At 68.7% G+C, this 20,489-nt stretch carries 20 protein-coding genes; 10 read left to right on the forward strand and 10 right to left on the reverse strand.

Going from position 1 to position 20,489, the window contains the following annotated elements:
- Nucleotides 1-143 precede the first annotated feature (143 nt).
- The gene (locus tag BLR21_RS14845; RefSeq protein ID WP_090006391.1) at nt 144-1,184 is read left to right on the forward strand and encodes a DUF4192 domain-containing protein; all 1,041 of its coding nucleotides are present in this window, start codon (nt 144-146) and stop codon (nt 1,182-1,184) included.
- Here BLR21_RS14845 and BLR21_RS14850 read toward each other — a convergent pair.
- From BLR21_RS14850 to BLR21_RS14865, 4 genes are read right to left on the reverse strand one after another with little or no spacing between them, the layout of a single operon-like run.
- Nucleotides 1,154-3,157 (reverse strand): S9 family peptidase, encoded by a 2,004-nt coding sequence (locus tag BLR21_RS14850; protein WP_090006392.1) that lies wholly within the window; start codon nt 3,155-3,157, stop codon nt 1,154-1,156. The genes BLR21_RS14845 and BLR21_RS14850 overlap by 31 nt on opposite strands.
- A 6-nt stretch (nt 3,158-3,163) precedes the next feature.
- Nucleotides 3,164-4,126 carry a UDP-glucose 4-epimerase GalE gene (gene galE / locus BLR21_RS14855; protein WP_090006393.1) on the reverse strand — a complete coding sequence of 321 codons (963 nt, stop codon included), beginning with the start codon at nt 4,124-4,126 and terminating at the stop codon, nt 3,164-3,166.
- Nucleotides 4,127-4,162: 36 nt separating this feature from the next.
- Nucleotides 4,163-5,338, reverse strand: coding sequence for a galactokinase (galK, locus tag BLR21_RS14860; RefSeq protein WP_090006394.1), 1,176 nt, complete (start codon nt 5,336-5,338; stop codon nt 4,163-4,165).
- A complete protein-coding gene (locus BLR21_RS14865) occupies nt 5,335-6,030 on the reverse strand; it encodes an iron-dependent transcriptional repressor DtxR (protein ID WP_030474727.1) in 696 nt (231 codons plus the stop codon). The genes galK and BLR21_RS14865 overlap by 4 nt, the downstream gene beginning before the upstream one ends.
- 78 nt (nt 6,031-6,108) lie before the next feature.
- On the opposite strand from BLR21_RS14865, the gene BLR21_RS14870 reads away from it, so the two are divergent.
- Entirely contained in the window at nt 6,109-6,960 is an 852-nt protein-coding gene (locus BLR21_RS14870; RefSeq protein ID WP_090006395.1) for a sulfurtransferase, read from the forward strand.
- Nucleotides 6,961-6,988: 28 nt separating this feature from the next.
- On the opposite strand, the gene BLR21_RS14875 is transcribed toward BLR21_RS14870, so the two are convergent.
- Nucleotides 6,989-7,591: a hypothetical protein gene (locus tag BLR21_RS14875; protein WP_090006396.1), complete on the reverse strand. Its 603-nt coding sequence runs from the start codon at nt 7,589-7,591 to the stop codon at nt 6,989-6,991.
- 61 nt (nt 7,592-7,652) lie between these two features.
- Between BLR21_RS14875 and BLR21_RS14880 the strand changes: the two genes are divergently transcribed.
- The 6 genes from BLR21_RS14880 to BLR21_RS14905 all read left to right on the forward strand — a co-directional run bounded on the left by BLR21_RS14880 (nt 7,653) and on the right by BLR21_RS14905 (nt 14,454).
- Nucleotides 7,653-8,825, forward strand: coding sequence for an acetoin utilization protein AcuC (locus BLR21_RS14880; protein WP_090006397.1), 1,173 nt, complete (start codon nt 7,653-7,655; stop codon nt 8,823-8,825).
- A gap of 17 nt (nt 8,826-8,842) precedes the next feature.
- Entirely contained in the window at nt 8,843-11,512 is a 2,670-nt protein-coding gene (locus tag BLR21_RS14885; RefSeq protein WP_090006496.1) for a bifunctional acetate--CoA ligase family protein/GNAT family N-acetyltransferase, read from the forward strand.
- Nucleotides 11,513-11,734: 222 nt separating this feature from the next.
- Nucleotides 11,735-12,520 (forward strand): glutamate ABC transporter substrate-binding protein, encoded by a 786-nt coding sequence (locus tag BLR21_RS14890; RefSeq protein WP_256334684.1) that lies wholly within the window; start codon nt 11,735-11,737, stop codon nt 12,518-12,520.
- Nucleotides 12,521-12,551: 31 nt separating this feature from the next.
- On the forward strand, nt 12,552-13,319 hold the full coding sequence (locus BLR21_RS14895; RefSeq protein WP_090006399.1) for a GntR family transcriptional regulator: 768 nt from the start codon (nt 12,552-12,554) through the stop codon (nt 13,317-13,319).
- A gap of 424 nt (nt 13,320-13,743) precedes the next feature.
- Entirely contained in the window at nt 13,744-13,959 is a 216-nt protein-coding gene (locus BLR21_RS14900; RefSeq protein WP_090006400.1) for a hypothetical protein, read from the forward strand.
- A 153-nt stretch (nt 13,960-14,112) separates the two neighbouring features.
- Nucleotides 14,113-14,454, forward strand: coding sequence for a hypothetical protein (locus BLR21_RS14905; RefSeq protein WP_090006401.1), 342 nt, complete (start codon nt 14,113-14,115; stop codon nt 14,452-14,454).
- Between the two features lie 59 nt (nt 14,455-14,513).
- Here BLR21_RS14905 and BLR21_RS14910 read toward each other — a convergent pair whose 3' ends face one another.
- The 4 genes from BLR21_RS14910 to BLR21_RS14925 all read right to left on the reverse strand — a co-directional run bounded on the left by BLR21_RS14910 (nt 14,514) and on the right by BLR21_RS14925 (nt 17,445).
- Nucleotides 14,514-14,930, reverse strand: coding sequence for a hypothetical protein (locus BLR21_RS14910; protein ID WP_090006402.1), 417 nt, complete (start codon nt 14,928-14,930; stop codon nt 14,514-14,516).
- A complete protein-coding gene (locus tag BLR21_RS14915; RefSeq protein WP_090006403.1) occupies nt 14,923-15,507 on the reverse strand; it encodes a hypothetical protein in 585 nt (194 codons plus the stop codon). Before BLR21_RS14915 ends, BLR21_RS14910 begins: the two co-directional genes overlap by 8 nt.
- A gap of 74 nt (nt 15,508-15,581) precedes the next feature.
- Entirely contained in the window at nt 15,582-16,760 is a 1,179-nt protein-coding gene (locus BLR21_RS14920; protein WP_090006404.1) for an RtcB family protein, read from the reverse strand.
- 10 nt (nt 16,761-16,770) lie between these two features.
- Nucleotides 16,771-17,445 carry a hypothetical protein gene (locus tag BLR21_RS14925; RefSeq protein WP_176929638.1) on the reverse strand — a complete coding sequence of 225 codons (675 nt, stop codon included), beginning with the start codon at nt 17,443-17,445 and terminating at the stop codon, nt 16,771-16,773.
- A 274-nt stretch (nt 17,446-17,719) separates the two neighbouring features.
- Between BLR21_RS14925 and BLR21_RS14930 the strand changes: the two genes are divergently transcribed.
- Both BLR21_RS14930 and cpt read left to right on the forward strand, forming a co-directional pair.
- Nucleotides 17,720-19,039, forward strand: a complete 1,320-nt coding sequence (locus BLR21_RS14930; protein WP_090006405.1) for an NAD(P)-binding domain-containing protein — start codon at nt 17,720-17,722, stop codon at nt 19,037-19,039.
- Nucleotides 19,040-19,292: 253 nt separating this feature from the next.
- Nucleotides 19,293-19,850, forward strand: coding sequence for a chloramphenicol phosphotransferase CPT (cpt, locus tag BLR21_RS14935; protein ID WP_256334685.1), 558 nt, complete (start codon nt 19,293-19,295; stop codon nt 19,848-19,850).
- 25 nt (nt 19,851-19,875) lie between these two features.
- Here the strand turns inward: cpt and BLR21_RS14940 are convergent, their stop codons facing one another.
- Nucleotides 19,876-20,457: a class I SAM-dependent methyltransferase gene (locus tag BLR21_RS14940; protein ID WP_090006407.1), complete on the reverse strand. Its 582-nt coding sequence runs from the start codon at nt 20,455-20,457 to the stop codon at nt 19,876-19,878.
- Between the last annotated feature and the right edge of the window lie 32 nt (nt 20,458-20,489).

Below are 20,489 nucleotides of genomic sequence, written 5' to 3' on the forward strand. Positions count from 1 at the left end.
GAAGCGCGGCAACCTACCACCCACCCCCGACAGAACCCCGCTCGCGAGCACTCCAAGATCTCAACCTGTCCACAACCCCTGAGTTGTCCACAACCTCGCGGCCGGCCCGGCTCACCACCCGGCCCACCCTCCACAGTGGGCCCATGCCCTCAACGCTCCCGAAGCCGATCCGAGTCCGTGACGCCGGCGATCTCTACGCCGCGATCCCGCACCTGATGGGGTTCCACCCGGCCGACTCGCTGGTCGTGCTGGTGCTGAAGGACCATCTGGTCAGCATGACCATGCGCGTCGACCTTCCACGTCCACGACATAGGGGCCTGCTCGCGGCCCAGCTGGAAGGTCCGCTGCAAGAACACGGCGCGTCGGAAGTGATCCTCGTCGTCGTATGCCCGCCGTCCGAGCACATGCCCGAGGAACTGCCGCACGAGCCACTGGTCACCGCCCTCAGACACCGATTGGGCGGTGTGGACATCGAAGTCGTCGAAGCCGTGTGGCTGCCGTCGTGCCAGAAAGACGCGCAGTGGCTGTGCTATCTCGACATCGACTGTCACGGCACGTTGCCGGATCCCCAGCTGTCCGCTGTCGCCGCCGCGTCGGCACACGAGGGCAACGTGACGTTCGAGTCGCGTGCCGCCATGGCCGCGATCCTCACGCTTGATCCACCTGAGGCTCTGGAACGCAGATCCATGTTGCTCGACGAGCTCATGACGAGCTCGTCCGACGCTGATCCCTGCACCGAGCTGCGCCGGGTGAGCGACGCGATCGATGCTGTGGAGCACCGCAAGGGATCGTTGCCGGACAAGGAGATCGCCGCTCTCGCGAAGGCACTGGCAGTGCCCGAGGTGCGCGACGCGAGCATGGGGTTCGCGGCGCAGCCCAGGTCCAGACTGGCCGAACGCCTGTGGCTCGAGCTCACCAGGGCCTGCCCGGCACCGGAACGAGCCGAGCCCGCGTGCCTGCTCGCGTTCTACGCCTACCAGCGCGGCGACGGCGGGATCGCGTCCATCGCGCTCGACGTGGCAGAGGAAGCCTGTCCCGGCCACGCGCTCAGCAAGCTCGTCCGAGCCGTCGTCAGTGCCGCGTTCCCACCGTCGGAGATCCGGGAGCTGTCCGTCAAGTACATGGACAGCGCTCGTGAGCTGCTCGCCGGCACTCAGAGCAGTTCGGGTCGTTCCCAGTCCTGATCCAGGACGTGCTCGGCCAGGAACGCCCACACCGTCTCGTACCAGACTCGAGAGTTCCCGGGGGTGAGGATCCAGTGGTTTTCGGTTGGGTAGTAAAGGTATTTCGCATTGACCCCGTGGCGGACGAGGTCGAAGTACAGGCGATGTCCTTCGCCGATGGGAACCCGGTAGTCCTTGTCCCCGTGGATGACCAGCATCGGGGTCTTGATGTCAGCTACCCGCAGGTGCGGGGAGTTCGCCAGGATCCGCTCCGGCTGGGTGAGGGGATCGCCCATCTCCCGCATCCAGAAGTACGAGCTGTCGGTGGCACCGGAGAAGGCGTCGAGGTGCCACAAGGACGCGTGGGTGACGATCGCGCGGAACCGGTCAGTCTGGGTGGCGATCCAGTTGGCCATGTAGCCACCGAACGACCCGCCCATCGCGGCGGTCCGGGACGCGTCGATGTCGGCCCGCTCGGCCGCGACGTCCGTGATGGCCATGAGGTCGGTGTAGGGCTCAGCGCCCCAGCGGCCCCAACCGGCCTTGATGAAGTCGGGCCCGTAGCCGGTCGACAGAGCGGGGTCGGGCAGCAGAATGGCGTAGCCCCGCGCAACCATCAGCCACGGGTTCCAGCGCCAGGTCCAGCCGTTCCAGCTCATGACCGGTCCGCCGTGGACCCACAGGACCAGAGGGACGGGGGATTCGGCGGAGGCGCCTTCCGGCAGCACCAGCCAGGAACGGACGGTCCTGCCGTCGGCGACGACCGTGGAGATCTCGGTGAGGGTGCCGGGCACGGACGGGATGGCACCTGGTGCGCGCAGCCGTTCCGGGTCCTGATCGGCTCCGGTGGCGGCGAACCGTACTGGCTGCGGCGGGTGGTCGACCGAGTTGCGCAGCGCGTACAGCGTCTTGCTGTCCGGGCTCACGACCACATCGCTGTAGTAACCGGAGACCGTCAGCTTCGTGATCTCGCCGGTCCCCACGTCCAGCCGCCACAGCGGCTGGTGGCCGAGGTAGCTCGCGGTGAAGAAGACCGCCGAGCCGTCCGGGCTCATCACCGGGTGGTCCGGTTCCTCCTGGAAGCCGGGCGCCAGTGGCGTGATCGAGTCGCCGGCGAGCTCGACGCGCACCAGGTCGCGCCGATGTGGGGAGTCCGGAGTGGACTCACGGAACCGGATCGCGATCACGGCGGAGGAGTCGTGCGTGAACGTGGCGCCGTGGAAGGAGAAACCCTCCTCGGAGGCGATCGCCCTCGACGCACCACCGCTCGTGGCCACGATCCGCAGTTCGGTCCTGCGGCCGTAGGAAGCGCTGACGTCCACGGTGTGGCCGTAGACGGCCCACTTCCCGTCTGGACTGAGCGCGACGTCCTCGTCGCTGAGCCTGTTCTCGGAGTCCTGGCTCAGGTCGGTGACCGTCTCGTTGGTGACGTCCGCGAGAGGGGCCGCCAGCAGCCGCGGGTAGGCCGGACCGAGGTCAGAGTCCCAGTACCGGATCGGGTACGACTCGTGCAGGATCGCTGTCACGCCGGCGTCCTCGCGAGCCTTGCGCTTGGCGTTGTCGTCGTCACCGAACTCCGTGAAGCGGTACGCCGACGACGTGAACAGCACCGTGTCACCGGCGGCACGCACCTGACCGACGCCGCCGCCCGGTCGCAGCACCTCGGCGGCCTCACCACGGACCGGAAGCCGCCACAGCGCCTTCTTCTCCTTGGACTCGCCCGGCTTCGCGAGCGGATCCGGGCGAGCCGAGAGGAAGAGCAGCGACCCGTCCGGCGCGAACACGGGAGAGGAGTCGCCCTTGGCGGAGCGGGTGAGCCGGACGGCCTCCCGCTCCCCGGTGGGGTCGACCTCCCAGAGAGCGCCCTGCCACGTCTTGCCGTCCGGCGCGAGCGTGGACACGACGGTGACGAGCCGGGTGCCGTCCGGGGACAGCGCGAGCGACGCGAGCCGCGCGGTGGCGTTGTAGCTCTCGAAGGAGGCGAAGTCGGTCATCCCGGCTCAGGCTCCGTGCCGGGCGCGGGTGAACTCCCACGCGTCGCGGACGATGCCGGTGATGCCGGCGCGCTCGGGCTTCCAGCCGAGGTCGGCGCGAGCCCGCTCGGCGGAGGCGACCAGCACGGCCGGATCGCCGGCGCGCCTGGGGGCGACGACGGCGGGGATCGGGTGGCCGGTGACCTCCCGGCAGGTGTCGATGACCTGCTTGACCGAGAAACCGGTGCCGTTGCCCAGGTTGTAGATCCGGTGCTCGCCCGCGGTGGCGTTCTCGAGCGCGAGGAGATGGGCGTCGGCGAGGTCCAGGACGTGGATGTAGTCGCGGACGCAGGTGCCGTCCTCGGTGGGCCAGTCCTCGCCGTAGATCGAGATGTGCTCACGCTGCCCGAGCGCGACCTGCAGCACGAGCGGGATGAGGTGGGTCTCGGTCGCGTGCCGCTCGCCGATGCTGCCGTAGGCGCCGGCGACGTTGAAGTACCGAAGGCTCGTCGCCGCCAGGCCGTGCGCGGCGGCGTACGAGGTGATCGCGTGGTCGATGGCCAGCTTGGTGGCGCCGTAGGTGTTGGTCGGGGCGGTCGGGGCGGTCTCGGGGATCGGCACCTCCCGCGGCTCGCCGTACGTCGCGGCAGTCGAGGAGAAGACGAGCTTCGGCGTGCCGTGATCCTTCATCGCGTCGAGGAGACGAATCGCGGTAAGGACGTTGCCCGTCCAATACTTGCCTGGGTCCTGCATGGATTCGCCCACGAGGGACTTCGCCGCGAAGTGCAGAACGCCGTCGAACCCTTCCGCGAGGACATCGCCGATCACCTCGGCGATGTCACCCGGGATGAAGCGCGCTCCCGCGGGGACGGCGTCCTCGTGGCCGGTGGAGAGGTCGTCGAGGACGACCACCTCGTGCCCGGCTTCGAGCAACCTGGCAGCGCACACGCTGCCGACGTATCCGGCCCCGCCCGTGACGAGCAGCTTCACCGCAGTCCTCGCATTCCTGATCAAGATCGTTCTTGGCTACCGGTCCCTGCCCGCGCCCGCGGACGGAACCGCCGTGAAGAGCCTCGGCCGCGTGAGCGAGCGCGAGGCGAAGCCGGCGAGCACGGACCGTTCGACCTCGTCGTGCCGTTCGACGGGCACGAGGGCGATGGCCGAGCCGCCGAAACCGCCGCCGACCATCCGGGCGCCCAGGGAGCCGGCTGCCATCGCGGAGTCGACGGCGACGTCGAGCTCGAGGCACGAGACCCGGTAGTCGTCCCGGAGGCTCGCGTGGGAGCCCGACAGGAGAGGCCCGACCTCGGCGAGCCGGCCCGAACGGAGCAGCTCGACGGTGCGCAGGACCCTGTCGTTCTCGGTCACGACGTGCCGCACCAGCGGACGCAGCTCTTCGGGCAGCCGGACGAGCGTCTGGTCGAGCTCGGCGATGTCGACGTCGCGCAGCGCGGGGATGCCGAGGATGCCTGCGGCGCGCTCGCACCCCGCCCGCCGGGCGCCGTAGCCGCCGTCGACGAGGGCGTGGCTGGCGCGGGTGTCGATGACAAGAACCTCGAGCCCGCTGGCAGCCGCGTCGAACGCGACCTGCTCGGGCTTGCCGGAGCGCACGTCGTAAAACAGGGCGTGCGCTTCGATGCAGCACAGCGATGCCGTCTGGTCCAGGATGCCGGTCGGTGCGCCTACGAAGTCGTTCTCGGAGCGCTGCACCCAGCGCGCGATGTCCGGCCTCTCGGCGTCGACGCCGGCGAGGCCGAGCAGCGCGAGCGCGACAGCGCACTCGAGGGCGTGCGAGGAGGACAGACCGGCGCCGGCGGGCACGTCGCCCGCGATGACGAGGTCCGCCCCGCCGGTGACGGCGATCTCCTGCTCGCGCAGGGCCCAGGCGACGCCACCGGGGTACGCGGCCCACCCCTTGACGGTGCCGGGGACTAGGTCGGCGACCACGACCGGGTCCGCTTCCTGCAGCCCGCCGTCGTCGCCCATCGTGCTGACGGTCATGACGCCGTCGGCACGGGGCGACGCCGCTACCGCGATGCGGTGGGGCAACGCGAACGGCAGCACGTAGCCATCGTTGTAGTCGGTGTGCTCACCGATGAGGTTGACGCGGCCCGGGGCCGACCAGACCCCATCGGGCGCGCGTCCGTGCAGGCGCTGGAACGCTTCGGCCGCCTTCTCTGCCGGTGTCGTCGCCTGGGTCACCGGGCGAGCACCATGACGGCGTGGGCGACTGCGGGGTCGAGTTCTGCCGTGGTGCCGTTACCGCCGCGCACCTGGATGACCTTGGCGCCACCGAGCGCCTCGACCTCCACGGTGCCGCCCGGTACGACGCCGGCGGCCTTCAGTTCGGCCATGAGGTCCGGGTCGAGCTGGACGTGTTCGGCGATGCGGCGCACCTCGACGCGGCCGCCACCGCGGCGGGCCACCTCGTCCACGCGCACCAGGTCCGCCTCGGCGGGCGGGGCGGGCTCGCCGTCGCCCAGCTTGTCGAGGCCGGGGATCGGGTTGCCGTAGGGCGAGGTGGTGGGGTTGCCGAGCAGCTTGATGAGCTTGCGCTCGACAGCCTCGCTCATCACGTGCTCCCAGCGGCATGCCTCGCTGTGCACGTGCTCCCACTCGAGCCCGATGATGTCCACGAGGAGGCGTTCGGCGAGCCGGTGCTTGCGCATGACGGCGATCGCGAGGTTGCGGCCCTGCTCGGTGAGCTCGAGGTGGCGGTCCTCCGCCACGATCACCAGGCCGTCGCGTTCCATGCGGCCGACGGTCTGGCTCACCGTCGGTCCACTTTGGCCGAGACGCTCGGCGATGCGGGCGCGCAGAGGCACCACGCCCTCTTCTTCGAGCTCGTAGATCGTGCGGAGATACATCTCCGTGGTGTCGATGAGGTCGTTCACACCCGCTCCCCTTCGTATGGTGTCGATGGTAGTCGTGCCGGGGGACACAGGTGTCCGCGCGGGTGCAGGATGTGAGCCGTGCATCCCTTGATCACTCCTGAGGCCCTCGCCGATGCGCTGAGTGCGCGTTCGGCCACCGTCGTGCTGGACGTCCGGTGGCGTCTCGGCGGACCACCCGGACGTCAAGACTACGAGGTCAGCCACGTCCCCGGCGCGGTGTACTTGGATCTGGACACCGAGCTGTCCGCTCCGCCCGGTGCCGGCGGCCGTCATCCGCTGCCCGAACCGGAGCGGCTGCAGGCGGTGCTGCGCGCCGCGGGCGTGCGCGAGGGCACCCAGGTCGTGGCGTACGACGCGGGGGACGGGTCGGTCGCCGCACGGGTCTGGTGGCTGCTGCGATGGGCAGGGTTCGGCGAGGTCGCGGTGCTGGACGGCGGGTTCGCCGCGTGGGAGGCCGCCGGGCTGCCGGTGACCGCGGAGGTGCCGGCGCCGCTGACGGGGGATGCCGCCGGTGACGTGGTGGTGCGGCCCGGGCAGATGCCCGTGCTCGACGCGGCCGAGGCGGCGGCGCTCGCTCGGGACGGTGTGCTGCTCGACGCTCGCGCGGCCGCCCGGTATCGCGGCGAGACCGAGCCGGTGGATCCCAAGGCCGGGCACATTCCGGGCGCGCTCAACGCGCCGACGACCGGGCATGTCGGAGCGGACGGGCGGTGGCTCGGGCCGGAGGGGCTGGCCGCGCGGTTCGCCGGGCTCGGAGTGTCGGGTGATGTGGCTGTCGGCGCGTACTGCGGCTCGGGGGTGACCGCCTCGTCCGTGGTCCTCGCGCTGGAGGTCGCGGGGATCACGTCGGCCGAGAAGCCGGCGGCGTTGTACGCCGGGTCCTGGTCCAACTGGTGTGCGTTGGACCGGGAGGTCGCGACCGGCGGCTGACGGTCCAGGCCGGGGCCGGACGCTCGCGTCAGGCCCCGGGGATTCGGTTGAAGCCCTCGGTGGCGAGCTTGAGGGCCGTTGCGCAGGTGTCCAGTTCCTCGATCGCGAGGACGCTCACCGAGAAGGCCGGGGTGATGACGTTCGGGTCGTCGGTCAGCATGACGGTGACCTGGCAGTCCTCCTTGGAGGCGCTGACCTGCCACGCGGTGTTGCCGCCGATCTCGATCTGCTTCTTCTCGCCTTCCTGGTCCACCACGTCGGGGACGGTGACCATCTGGGTGATGACGGTCGACGGACCCGTGGTCGTGTGGATGCAGCCGCCGTCCGCCGAGGACTTGCCGCCGGTGGCCGCCTCGATGTCCGCCGTCTTGAGGACGCCGCAGGTCTCGAGGCCGGTGGCCTTCTTCTTGGTGGCGATCTTCACATCGCCCTGCTTCTGAGCGGTGGGGTTCGCCGGCTTCGACGTCGCGGTGCTGGCCGACGGCTTCTTCGACGTCGTGGTGGGGTCCGCGGCTTCTTGGGTCGCGTTGGCGTCGGCGCGGGCCTGACCCTTGACCTGTTCGGCGCAGCCCGAGACGGCGGCGAGGGTCAGGCCCAGTGCGAGGAGGACGGCCGCTGGTCGCAGGTGCATGTCGCCTCTGACCCCTGTTCGGTGAGATCGGTTCCGGGCTCGCGACTGTAGGTTGCTGGGCATGGGTAAGCCAGCCGCTGTTGTCTGGGACAGGTCCTTCCTGGGGTACGACCTCGGTGGCGACCATCCGCTGAATCCGGTTCGGCTCGATCTGACCATCAGGCTCGCCACGGCGCTCGGGGTGCTGGACGGTGTGGAGTTGCGGGTGCCCGAGCCGGCCGTCGATGACGAGATCGAGCTGGTGCACAAGCCGGGCTATCTGAGTGCCGTGCAGGCGGCTCCCACGGCTGGGTGGGACGTCGGGCACGGGCTGGGGACGCCGGACAACCCAGTGTTCGAGCGGATGCACGAGGCTTCGGCGTTGGTGGTGGGCGGGTCGCTGGTGGCGGCTCGGGCCATCGCGTCGGGTGAGGCGGATCGAGCCGTCAACATCGCCGGCGGGCTGCACCACGCGATGCCGGACAGCGCGGCCGGGTTCTGCGTCTACAACGACTGCGCGGTGGCCATCGAGTGGTTGTTGCGCAGCGGGGTTGAGCGCATCGCTTACGTCGATGTCGACGTGCATCACGGAGACGGGGTGCAGACGGCGTTCTGGGACGACCCGAGGGTGCTGACGATCTCGTTGCACCAGCATCCGATGAGCCTGTGGCCCGGCACCGGGTGGGCCGGTGAGGTCGGGGGCGCCGGGGCCGAGGGCAGTGCGGTCAACGTGCCGCTGCCCGCCGGAACGCGTGACGGCGCGTGGATGCGGGCATTCCAGGCGACGGTGCCGTCGTTGTTGCGGGCGTTCCGGCCGCAGGTGCTGGTCACACAGTGCGGTGTCGATACGCACAAGGAGGATCCGCTCGCGGACCTGTCGTTGAGCGTGGATGGGCATCGGGCGATCTATCAGGCGTTCCGGGACCTGGTCACCGAGCACGGGTACAAGTGGCTCGCGCTCGGCGGCGGTGGGTACGAGCTGCTCAGGGTGGTGCCGCGGTCGTGGACGCACCTGCTGGCCACGGTGCTGGACCGCGACGTCGACCCGAACCGGCCGTTGCCGGCGGACTGGGTGGCTCATGCGACACGGATCGCACCTGAGTGGCCTTTGCCTGCGTCCATGACCGATGGATGCGACGCTGGGTACCAGCCGTGGGGCGGGGACGCGGAAGGGCCGGTGGACAAGGCGATCCGTGAGACCCGGCGCGCGGTGTTCCCGTTGCATGGCCTCGATCCCGACGACCCCAGGGACTGACCAAAGTGCCGGACAACGTGCCTGAAGACGCGCCAGGCAGAGATCCGTTCGACTTCCCGAGGAGCTGGGAGGCGGACGTCGTCCTCAGCGACGGCGGCACCGTCCACCTGCGGCCGATCACGCCGGACGACGGCGAGAAGCTGCGGGAGTTCCACGGGCGGCTGTCCGAGCGCACCCGGTACTTCCGGTATTTCGGGCCGTATCCGCGGATCCCGCAGCGTGACCTGGAGCGGTTCAGCACCGTCGACCACCATGACCGGGTGGCGCTCATCGCGCTCCTGGGCGACGACATCGTCGCCGTCGGCCGGTTCGACCGGCTCCACCGCGACAATCACGGGGACAACCACGGGGACGACCAGCGGGGCGACAGCGCCGAGGTCGCGTTCGTCGTCGAGGACGGACATCAGGGGCGCGGGGTGGGCAGCATCCTGCTCGAACACCTCGCCGCCGCGGCCAAGGAGGTCGGGCTGGCCCGGTTCGAGGCCGAGGTGCTCGCCGAGAACGGGCAGATGGTGCGGGTGTTCCGCGACGCCGGCTACCAGGTCAGCAGGGCGTTCGAGGAGGGCGTGCTGCACCTGGAGTTCGCGATCGACCCCACCGACGAGTCCGTCGCCGTCGCCAGGGCCCGCGAGCAGGCCGCCGAGGCCCGCAGCGTGCACAACCTGCTGCACCCGCGCAGCATCGCCGTGATCGGCGCGTCCACCGACCCGACCAAGATCGGGCACGCGGTCCTCAAGAACCTCCTCGAAGCCGACTTCAACGGGCCCGTCTACCCCGTTAACGCCGAGCACCGGGCGGTCCGGGGCGTCCGGGCCTACCCGACCGTGCTCGACATCCCCGACGACGTCGACCTCGCCGTCGTCGCCGTGCCCGCGGCCAGCGTCGACGAGGTCATGGACGGGTGTCTCGCCAAGGGCGTGAAGGCGCTCGTCGTCGTCAGTTCGGGCTACGGCGAGACGGGACCCGACGGGCTGTCGGCCGAACGCAGGCTCGCGGCGGAGGCGAGAGCGCACGGCATGCGCGTCGTCGGTCCGAACGCACTGGGCGTGATCAACCTCGACCCCAAGGTCCGACTCAACGCGAGCCTCGCCCCGAAGCTGCCCGCACGCGGCCGCGCGGGCTTCTTCTGCCAGTCCGGCGCCCTCGGCACGGCCATCCTCGCCAACGCCGCGGGCTGGGGTCTCGGCCTGTCCACGTTCGTCTCGGCCGGCAACCGCGCCGACGTTTCCGGCAACGACCTGCTGCAGTACTGGGAGACCGACCCCACCACCGACGTCGTCCTGCTCTACCTGGAGTCGTTCGGCAACCCCCGCAAGTTCGCGCGGCTCGCCCGCAGGCTCGGCCGCACCAAGCCCATCGTCGCGGTGAAGTCCGGCCGGCACGCCGTCGTCCCCGGCCTCGCCGCCACCGGCGCGAAGGTCGACGAAGCGAGCGTCCAGGCCCTGTTCGAGCAGGCCGGCGTGATCCGGGTCGACTCGCTGGCGCAACTGTTCGACACCGCGCTCCTGCTGGCCCACCAGCCTCTGCCCAAGGGCAAGCGCGTCGCCGTCGTCGGGAACTCCACGGCGATCGGCCTGCTCGCCGCCGACACGCTGCTCGCCCAGGGCCTCGACCTCGCGGGGTATCCCGTCGACGTCGGTGCCCAGGCCACCCCCGAGGAGTTCGCGAAGGCCGTTCAGGAGGCCCTGGACCGCTCCGACACCGACGCCCTCGTCGTCGTGTTCGTGCCTCCGATCGCGGTCCCCGGCGCCGCCTACGCCCGCGCGCTCAAGGAAGCCGCGCACCGCACGAAACCGATCGTCTCCACGTTCCTCGCGGTCGAGGGCATTCCCGACGAGCTGAAGATGCCCGGAAAGGGCTCGATTCCCAGCTACGCCAGTCCCGAACGCGCCGTGCTCGCCCTGGCCCGCACCGTCCGCTACGCCCGCTGGCGCGCCGCGCCGCAGGGCAACTTCACCCGGCCCGGCGGCATCGACGTCGACCGGGCGCGATCCATTGTGGACAACCCTGGCAGCGAGCTCCGCCTCGACGACCGCAAAGCCGTCGATCTGCTGGAGTGTTACGGCATCGACGTCGTTCCGTTCCGCATCGCCCACAGTGAGGACGAGGCCGTCGAAGCGGCGGACGAGCTCGGCTACCCCGTCGCGATGAAGGCCACCAGCGAACGCCTCCGCCACCGCACCGACCTGGTCGGCGTCAGGCTCGACATTGCCCAGCGCGAATCGGTCAAGGCCGCCTACCACGACCTCGCCGCGCTCTCCGGAAAACCGGACGTGTACGTGCAACGCATGGCGCCCAAGGGAGTCAGCTGCGTCCTGGGCCTGCAGGACGACCCGAGCTTCGGCACGCTGGTCTGGTTCGGACTGTCGGGTCTGGTCAGCGACCTCCTCGGCGACCGGGCCTACCGGGCGGTACCCCTCACCGACACCGACGCGGCGGAACTCGTTGCCGCACCGAAAGCAGCGCCTCTGCTCACCGGATACCGCGGCGACGAACCGGCGGACCTGAAAGCACTTCAGGATCTGGTACTCCGTTTGGCGGCACTGGCCGAGGACCTTCCGGAGGTGCGCTCGCTGAAGCTCGAACCCGTTCTTGCTTCTGCCGCAGGGGCTTTCGTGAGCAGCGCCCGCATCGTCATCGGCCCACCTCCGTCCCTGCACGACGCCGGTCCACGCCGTCTGCGGTGACCGCGGAACTGATGAGTTACCGCAACGATTCCGATGTTTCGTTCGCTCGCAGCTATGGACATGCGTCCTTTGGACGCTTAGGTTTCCCGCATCACCGAGCAGCGCCGAACGAGGTGGGCAGGCGCATGCCCGTGGAGTACGCGTTGTAGTTGATAACCGCTGTAAGAGGGACGAATGACGCCGAGAGCACTTCTCCGCCTGGTGGCGACAACATGTGCGGCCGTGCTCCTGCTCGCCTCGTGTGCCGGCGGCGACGGGTCCGGCATGGCCAGCAAGGTCAGCTCGAGCGACCGCATGGTCATCGCCGTGTCGTACGACCAGCCGGGACTGGCGGTGCGCAGGCTCGACGGCAGCTACCGCGGGTTCGACGTCGACGTCGCCAAGTACATCGCGAACGAACTGGGCGTCCCGGAGGAGAACATCACCTGGAGGGAAGCGCAGCCGGGCAACCGGGAGACGCTCCTGACCAGCGGTGAGGCCGACATGGTCGTCTCCACCTACTCGATCACGGACAAGCGCAAGCAGATCGTCGACTTCGTCGGCCCGTACTTCGTCGCCGGCCAGGACCTCCTGGTCCGCATGAACGAGAGCCGCATCGAGGGCCCGAAGTCGCTCAACGCCAGCCTCCGCCTGTGCTCCACCGCCGGCTCCACGTCCGCCGAGTACGTCCGCGACCAGTTCGCGAAGGACGTGAAGATGGTCGAGTACGCGAAGTTCAGCGACTGCGTCACGGCGCTGCTCGCGGAGAACGTCGACGCCGTCACCACCGACGACGTGCTGCTCGCGGGCTACGCCGCCCAGAACCCGGAGCTCCTGCGGGTCGTCGGCGACCCGTTCAGCAAGGAGGAGTACGGCGTCGGCCTGAAGCGCGACGACCCGAGCAGCAAGGCCAAGGTCCAGGCCGCGATGCAGAAGATGATCGACACGGGTGCCTGGCGCAAGTCGCTCGAGGTCAACATCGGATCTTCCGGCTACAAGATTCCCGACCCGCCGAAGCTGGCCCCGTGATCACACGGGGCGTCACGTAGGCTCACGCCACGTGAACCGCGTCCCGCCGCACCGCGCTGATCGACCCGTTCGCGCGGGCATTCCAGAACACGGCCGAGTCCCGCGTTACTACGCGGTCAAGGCCGAACTGTTCGACCTCGTCGAGAACCTCGGTGAAGGCACCGTCCTGCCGTCCGAACGCGAGCTCGCCGAACGGTTCTCCGTGTCGCGCGTCACGTTGCGCCAGGCCGTCAGCGAACTCGTGCTCGAAGGCAAGCTGATCCGCCGTCAGGGCAGCGGCACGTTCGTCGCGCCGCCCAAGCTCGTGCAACCGTTGTCGCTGGTCAGCTACACCGAGGGCATGCGCCGTCAAGGCGTGGAGCCGAACCGCACGGTGATCACGGTCGAGGAACTGGGCGCCGACGACGGCCTGGCCCGCGACCTGATGCTCGAACCGGGCGACCCGATCGTGCACCTCGAACGCGTCCTGCTCGCCGACGAAGAACGCATCGGCCTCGAGTCGACCTACCTGAGCCTCGGCCGCTTTCCGGACCTGCTGGAGAAGCTCGACCCCGCCGGATCGCTCTACGCGTGCCTCACCGAACGGCTCGGCGTGCGGTTCGCCGAGGCGGAGGAACGTGTCGAGACGGTGCTCGCCACGCCTCGCGAGGCGCTGCTGATCGGCACGAACCCGGCGCTGCCCATGCTGCTGCTGCACCGCGTCTCCTACGACGTCGACGGCCACCCGATCGAACGCGCCCGATCGCTCTACCGCGGTGACCGGTTCAGCTTCGTCGCGAGGCTTCACGCGGACCGCTAGTGCGATTCATCCGGCATGGAACCGGCGGTCCCGGAGCGTCTGAAGATCATGGCGCTGCCGCCGCTATCGCGACACCCCACCGCCAATCTCGACAAGGCCGGGGCGAACGCACGCGAATGTCCAAGATGGACGGAGGCGGTGCGTTGTCCTGAGCGAGAAACCGGTCCGGTGGTGTTCGGCGGCGACGACCCGGCGCAGTGCGAGACGACGAACTTCACGGATCTGGAAGATGTCAAACGATTCGCCGACGGCAGGCTCTGCTTCACGACGTTCGCGTGGACGCCGGCCCGCGAGCCGATTCCCCAGCCGACGCAACAGTTGTCACCATCTACGAGGCCGCTCAGAAGAAGCACGCGCGCAGCGGCATTCCTTTGGGTCCCAACGGATGTGTTCTGCTCGCTTATGGCGCCGTCAGCGTTGTCGCGTGGCACACCTCTGTTGGGGCGTCACGAGAAACGTCTACGACAAGCTGCGCACTTTGCGTGACTTTCCGGGCGCGTCCGGGAGGCTGACGTTCGACCGGGCCGGCGCGAGCGGCACGTCCGGCACCGACCCGGTCGACAAGCTTGTCGTGAACCAGATCGTCAAGTTGGACAACGGTTTCCGCGCGTCACATTACGGCTCCCGCGAAGGAACGTGACCACCAGGTGACGTGACTGCGGGTCACCGGACCCCGTGAGGGCGCAGGAAGATACCGCCCGTTCGCACTCGTTTCCCGCCCGAGCAGCGGAGGTACTGTTGTTGTCACGAACTTCAGGACGTCCGCAACGGTGCGGAGGAGCGGGGGTGTGCCGTGTCCTTCAAGGCGGAGTTCCTCGCAGAACTCGAGGACTGTCTGCGCGGTTACGGCGCGGTCCCGGTGAGCAATCCCGACGCACTCGCGTTGTTCATCGAGTTCGTGCGAGCTCTTCCGGCGACCGACCAGAGGCTGCGGTGCCTCGAAGGCGTCGACCAGGGTTCCGGATCGTTCTGGAACAACCCGGCGGTGTGGTGGGAGCAGGTGCCGAGGTTCGGCGCGGGACTGCCGCGTTGCGGGTCGGCGGAGTGCCGCAAGTTGCTGGACGACATGCTGGACGAGGCGATCAGCGACGAGATCGACGTCCTCGAGATGGAGATCCGCGAGCTGCCCAGCTGATCCGGACATGCCTGCCGGCGCCGCCACCTGTTACGGCCACGGCGCCGGGGCTTCCAGCACTATTTGACGGCGACCAGCGACTTGAAGAGTTCCCGATAGCGGTGGAGAGCCAGTCGCAGGTCCTCGGTCTGTGGATCACTGTTTCCCTCGAGCTGCTTGGTGAGGGAACGGTGCCGGGTGTTCAGTTCCTCGAGCGCGCGCGTCACGAGGTCGTCTGCCTTGCGGACGGCCGACTTCGGGTCGTCGACGAACTCGTACTGCACCGCCTGCCACTCGTCCTCGAGCTTGCTGGACGGTCGCTGCTCGGTGCGGTCGTGTTCGCCGCGCTGTGCTTCAGCATGCTGAACGTCTGCCCGCTGGCCGTCAGTCCGCTGTGCCTCAGCTCGTTGCGCGTCGGTGCGCTGCGGGGTGCGCTCGGTCTGTTGCGGCCGAGCCGGAATGGGAGCCCCGGCGGAGTGAGTCGGTGTCTCAGACATCGGTCTTCTCCTTCCGCACGGCTTCCCTGGCCTTGCGCGGTGCCGCACCGTGTTCGAGCAGGTCGGTGAACAGTTCGCGGTAGTGCACCATCGCGGTGCGCAGGTCCTCGGTGCTCGCCTCGCCGATCTCCTGGCGCTCCGAGATGTCGTGTGCCTTGCGGTAGTGCTCCAGCGTCTTCGCGTGCTCGACGGACAGAACGCTCAGCTGCGCCTCGTATCCCTCGGTGGGGTAACCGCGCTCGGACATCAGATCCGTCACGAGCCGGTCCGCGTCAGCGATGGCGCTCTGCGGCGAGTCGACGAACTTCGCCTGCACGTTCGCCCAGTGCCGGCGATAACTCTCCTGCGCCGTCTGGGAAAGCGGCTTCAGGTCGAACTCGCTGTGGCGGTGCTCCCGCTCGGCGAGTTCCTTCTCCGCGGTCGTTCTGCTGTCGCTCTCGGTGACCGCGCGGTCGTATTCAGGGCCGAAGCGGTCGCGCAGCTTCTTGCGCTGCATGGCGGGCCTCAGCACGAACGCGAGGACCACCAGCACCACGAGAACCGCGACCACCAGGCCGATGATGGCGCCCGTTGACATGGAAAAAACCTCCAAGACAGGCAAAGAGACTCTGCTGTCCCGGAGGCTTTCCCCTACGCACCAAAGGGAAAACATCAACCCTTGATACAAACGACCTGCTTGAGCTTGGCGACCACCTCGACCAGGTCGGACTGGTTTGCCATCACGGTGTCGATGTCCTTGTAGGCGCCCGGAATCTCGTCCACCACACCGGAGTCCTTGCGGCACTCGACACCACTTGTCTGGGCGGCGAGATCCTGCGTCGTGAACGTCTTGCGGGCCTTGTTGCGCGACATCCTCCGGCCGGCGCCGTGTGACGCCGACTCGAACGAGTCGGGGTTCCCGAGCCCGCGCACGATGTACGAACCGGTGCCCATGGAACCCGGGATGATGCCCAGCTCACCACGGCCGGCGCGGATCGCACCCTTGCGCGTCACCAGCACGTCCTCGCCGAAGTGGTTCTCCTCCGAGACATAGTTATGGTGGCAACTGATCGGCTCCTCGAACGCGATCTGCGGGAACTCGGCGCGCAACACGTCGCAGACCAGGCGCAGCATCACCGCGCGGTTGCGTCGCGCATAGTCCTGAGCCCAGTACAGGTCGTGACGGTACGCCGCCATCTCGGTCGTGCCCGCGAGGAACACGGCGAGGTCCGGGTCCGGCAGCTCGGCGTTGTGCGCGAGCGTGCGCGCCACCGCGATGTGGTGCTGCGCAAGCTCGTTGCCGATGCCACGCGATCCGGAGTGCAGCATGACCCACACCCGCTGGTCGGTGTCGAGGCAGACCTCGAGGAAGTGGTTGCCGCCGCCGAGCGTGCCCATCTGGTGCATCGCCTTGTCGGCGCGCGCCTTCACGGCCGGCGTCAGGTCGTCGAACTTCCTCCAGAACGTGCCCCAGTCGGCCGCGTCCCTCTCGGTGAACGCGGTCGCCTTGTGCTGGCCGAAACCGACGGGAACCACGGCCTCCATGCGGGACCGCAACCCGCGCAGGGTCTCCGGCAGGTCGTTGGCCGTGAGCGAGGTGCGCACGGCGGCCATGCCGCAGCCGATGTCCACGCCGACCGCCGCGGGGGAGACGGCGTCGCGCAGCGCGATCACCGAGCCCACCGTGGCGCCCTTTCCGTAATGCACGTCGGGCATGACCGCGATGTGCTTCACGGCCCACGGCAGCGCGGAGATGTTCTGGAGCTGTCGCATGGCGAACTCCTCGACCTCGTCCGGTCGAGTCCACATTCGGATGTCCACGTTCTGGCCGCGGACCACGGTTGCTGCCATGACTACGAGGTTAGGCCGCGTTTTGCTTGTTCCACAAAGGAGTTTCCTCCGCGCTGACGAACTCCCAGGTGCCCTTGCGCACCTTCGCCTTGCGGATGTCGCCGCCGATGCCGGTGACGAACGCCCGCACAGTCGGCAGGTCGTCGACGTCCGCGATGAGGATCGCCTTGTTGTGCAACGTGACGCTGCCACCGCCGAGCTTCTCGCGCGCGACCGCGTCCTCGAGAAGGCCTTCGCGGACCTGCGTCGCGGTGATTCCGTCGACCTCGACCTGGACGGCGTCGACCTTCGGCGAGTTCGCGGGCAGGAAGCGGAACGTGAGCACCGACTCCTGCCGGAACTGCTTGCTGATCGTGGACGCGGTGTGGCGCAGGCTTTCCTCGTCGAGGGTGACGTCGAACTTGCGGGACCGCTCGAACGTCGTCTGCTGCAGTTCGCTCGACCAGAACACGCCGTCGAGCAGAGTCGAACGGGTGGTGAGGCCGCCGTTGGCGCGCACAATGCCGCGCACCTCGCGGTCGAACCGCACCAGTCGGTCTCGCAACCGCGGGTCGGCGGGGTCGGTGATGATCGCGGTGTTGTTCGTCGCGAAGATCTCCGGGCACGGCAGCGGCGCGCCCGCCGCCGTGCCGGTGGAGACCGCGAACGCCAGTACCGACGTGACTGCCACGAGAAGATTTCGCATGGGCCACAACGTATTGGGCGCGACCCGGTCTGGCACACCCCGTTCCACTCAGCGGGCTACCGCGCGTTTGTGTTGATAGTGGTAGAGCCTGCCGGCCATGTCGGAGTTCTCGGCCCGTGAGGTCGGCCGCCGCGTACTGGCCGCAGAGTCCGATCTTCGTGCGCAGCTCGTCGGCCTGCTCACGAACGTCGACTCGCCGGACTGACATCTTTGTCCGATTCCGACCGTGTCCGGTGATTGACAGCCGCCTCGAACGTGAAAATACTTCGGTCGCATGGAACGCGTGTGCGTCATCGGGGCGGGGTCGTCCGGCATCGCCGCTTGTCAGGTGCTCGGCGCCCGCGGCATCGAGTTCGACTGCTTCGAGACCGGGTCGGAGGTCGGCGGCAACTGGCGCTACCTCAACGACAACGGCATGTCCTCGGCCTACCGGTCCCTCCACATCAACACCTCGCGGCAGATGATGGAGTTCAAGTCCTTCCCGATGCCCGCGCGGCTGCCCGCGTATCCCTCCCACTTCCAGATCGCCGAGTACTTCGACGACTTCGTGAAGCACCACGGGTTCCGCGACCGCATCCGCTTCCGGACCGAGGTCACGTCCGTTTCCGTCGCGCCGGGCGGCTATTCCGTCACGACGCGCGATCGCGACACGGGCGAGGAGATGTCGGGTGTCTACCGTTCGGTAATCGTCGCGAACGGGCACCACTGGTCGCCGCGGATGCCTGAGCCCGCGTTCCCCGGCTCGTTCGACGGCGAACAGATGCACGCGCACTTCTACAAGACGCCCGAACGATTCGCGGACAAGAAGGTGCTGGTCCTCGGCATCGGCAACTCGGCCTGCGACATCGCGGTCGAGACATCGCGCGTCTCGTCGCGGACGTTCCTGGCCATGCGCCGCGGAGCGCACATCATGCCCAAGTACCTCTTCGGTATGCCCACCGACCACCTGACCACCTCGCCGCTCGCCCGCTTCGCACCAGCGTGGCTGCAGGCGCTGTCCGTGCGGATGATGCTTCGGCTGGCGCGAGGCAAGCTCTCCGACTACGGCCTGCCCGAACCGTCGCACGGCATCCTCGCCGCGCATCCGACGGTGTCCGACGACCTGCTCACCCGGCTCGGGCACGGCGACATCACCGTGAAGCCGAACCTGACGCGGCTGGACGGGTCCGGCGTCGTGTTCGCCGACGGGTCGCGCGAGGACGTCGACATGATCGTCTACTGCACTGGTTACAAGGTGGAGTTCCCGTTCCTCTCCGCCGCCGAGTTCCCCGCGGTGTCGTCTGCCGACAACGACGTGTCGCTCTATCGGCGGGTCGTGGATCCGGCACATCCCGGGCTGTACTTCCTCGGGCTGATCCAGCCGCTGGGGGCGATCATGCCGCTGGCCGAGGCCCAGTCGGAGTGGGTCGCCGACCTGATCTCCGGGCGCGGGGTGCTGCCTCCGGTGCCGGAGATGAAGGCCGAGATCACCGCATACCGGGAGAGGCTGCGGCGCCGGTACGTGAAGTCGAAGCGGCACACTCTGGAGGTCGACTTCCTCGGGTATCAGCGGGAGTTGCAGCAGGAACGGCGAGTCGGCGCCGCCCGCCGCTGACTGCTCCGGCCACGCCGCCGTAGGGCCTGCGCCGCCCTGGTGATGTGGATCTTTGCAATGAGTCTTTTGACTTCGTCCGCAAACGTTTTTTGCATCCGGCGTTCGCGATATGCGATATATCAGTTAGCGGAAGTGCCGTGAGCTGCACCTTAGCAATGGGTCTTTTGAGGACGTCGTCAAAAGACCCATTGCCAAGGTGGTAGCGGGTGGGAAATGAGCGATGAGGACGAGGTCGTCTGGGTACGGTCGGGGTGTGTCGGCGAGTACTCAGGTGATCGTTCTCAACGGTGGGTCCAGCTCGGGCAAGTCGGGGATCGCGAGGTGTCTGCAGGCGGTGTTGCCGCAGGCGTGGCTGGCGATCGGGGTCGACACGTTGATCGACGTGATGCCCGCGCGGTTGCGGCTCGGTTCGGAGGGGATCGGGTTCGCGGGTGACGGCGAGGTCAGCGTCGGAGCCGAGTTCCGGATGCTGGAGGACGCGTGGATGGCCGGGGTCGCCTCGATGGTGCGCGCGGGGGCGCGGGTGATCGTGGACGACGTGTTCCTCGGTGGCGTCGAGTCTCGGCGTCGGTGGGAGAAGGCGCTCGACGGGCTGGACGTGGTGTGGGTCGGGGTGCGGTGTGATGCCGCCGTCGCCGCCGGGCGGGAGCTTTCCCGTGGTGATCGGGTCGCCGGGATGGCCGCGGCGCAGGCCGAGCTGGTGCATCGCGGGATGAGGTACGACGTCGAGGTCGACAGTGCGAAGTCCGAGGCGGTCGAGTGCGCCAGGGTGATCGCCGCGAGGGTCGCCTCGCTATCGGCAACTGAGTGATCAGCCGCCGATCAGGAGCGCTTCATCAGGAGCGCCTCATCAGGAAGCACGCGAAACCGCTCCCGCGAGCGGGCTCGGCGAGCCGCTCGATCTCGAACGACGCCCCGAACAGCCGCTGCTCGCCACCCTCGGCGAGACCGGGGAACCGGCCGCCACGGCGCTTCCACCACGGGATCTCGTCGTAGAAGCACCACATCAGGAACAACGAGCCGGGGTGCGACAGGCGGTGAACCGTCGCCGCCATCGCGTCCTGGGCGGGTCCGCGCAGGTCATCGAGCACGCTGTAGTCGACGAGCAGGTCGAACGTCCCGGAGATCCCGGGGATCGAGGTCGCGGTCAGGTCGCCGGGTAGCCACTCGATCGACAACGACGGCGGGGTCGCGCGCCGGGCCTTCGCCAGGCCGACGGGGGAGTAGTCGACGCCCGTCACGTCGAAGCCGTGCTCCGCGAGGAAGATCGAGTTCGCCCCGCTGCCGCACCCGAGGTCGATCGCGCGGCCGGGCACGATCCGTCCCGACGTCACCAGGTCCACGAGTTCGGAACGGGCTTCGCCCTCCCACGGCGCCCACGTCCGGTACATGAAGTTGTACGCCCAGCGACCGACCATCCCAAGTCCTCCCAACGAAAACGGGGCCGCCG

Source organism: Lentzea albidocapillata subsp. violacea, assembly GCF_900100275.1.
Classification (GTDB): Bacteria; Actinomycetota; Actinomycetes; order Mycobacteriales; family Pseudonocardiaceae; genus Lentzea; species Lentzea violacea.

Coding starts and splice junctions, on each gene's coding strand:
- BLR21_RS14845 (WP_090006391.1), top strand. CDS start 144: ATGCCCTCAACGCTCCCGAAGCCGATCCGAGTCCGTGACGCCGGCGAT.
- BLR21_RS14850 (WP_090006392.1), bottom strand. CDS start 3,157: ATGACCGACTTCGCCTCCTTCGAGAGCTACAACGCCACCGCGCGGCTC.
- BLR21_RS14875 (WP_090006396.1), bottom strand. CDS start 7,591: ATGCACCTGCGACCAGCGGCCGTCCTCCTCGCACTGGGCCTGACCCTC.
- BLR21_RS14880 (WP_090006397.1), top strand. CDS start 7,653: ATGGGTAAGCCAGCCGCTGTTGTCTGGGACAGGTCCTTCCTGGGGTAC.
- BLR21_RS14910 (WP_090006402.1), bottom strand. CDS start 14,930: ATGTCTGAGACACCGACTCACTCCGCCGGGGCTCCCATTCCGGCTCGG.
- BLR21_RS14915 (WP_090006403.1), bottom strand. CDS start 15,507: ATGTCAACGGGCGCCATCATCGGCCTGGTGGTCGCGGTTCTCGTGGTG.
- BLR21_RS14920 (WP_090006404.1), bottom strand. CDS start 16,760: ATGGCAGCAACCGTGGTCCGCGGCCAGAACGTGGACATCCGAATGTGG.
- BLR21_RS14925 (WP_176929638.1), bottom strand. CDS start 17,445: ATGCGAAATCTTCTCGTGGCAGTCACGTCGGTACTGGCGTTCGCGGTC.
- BLR21_RS14930 (WP_090006405.1), top strand. CDS start 17,720: ATGGAACGCGTGTGCGTCATCGGGGCGGGGTCGTCCGGCATCGCCGCT.
- BLR21_RS14940 (WP_090006407.1), bottom strand. CDS start 20,457: ATGGTCGGTCGCTGGGCGTACAACTTCATGTACCGGACGTGGGCGCCG.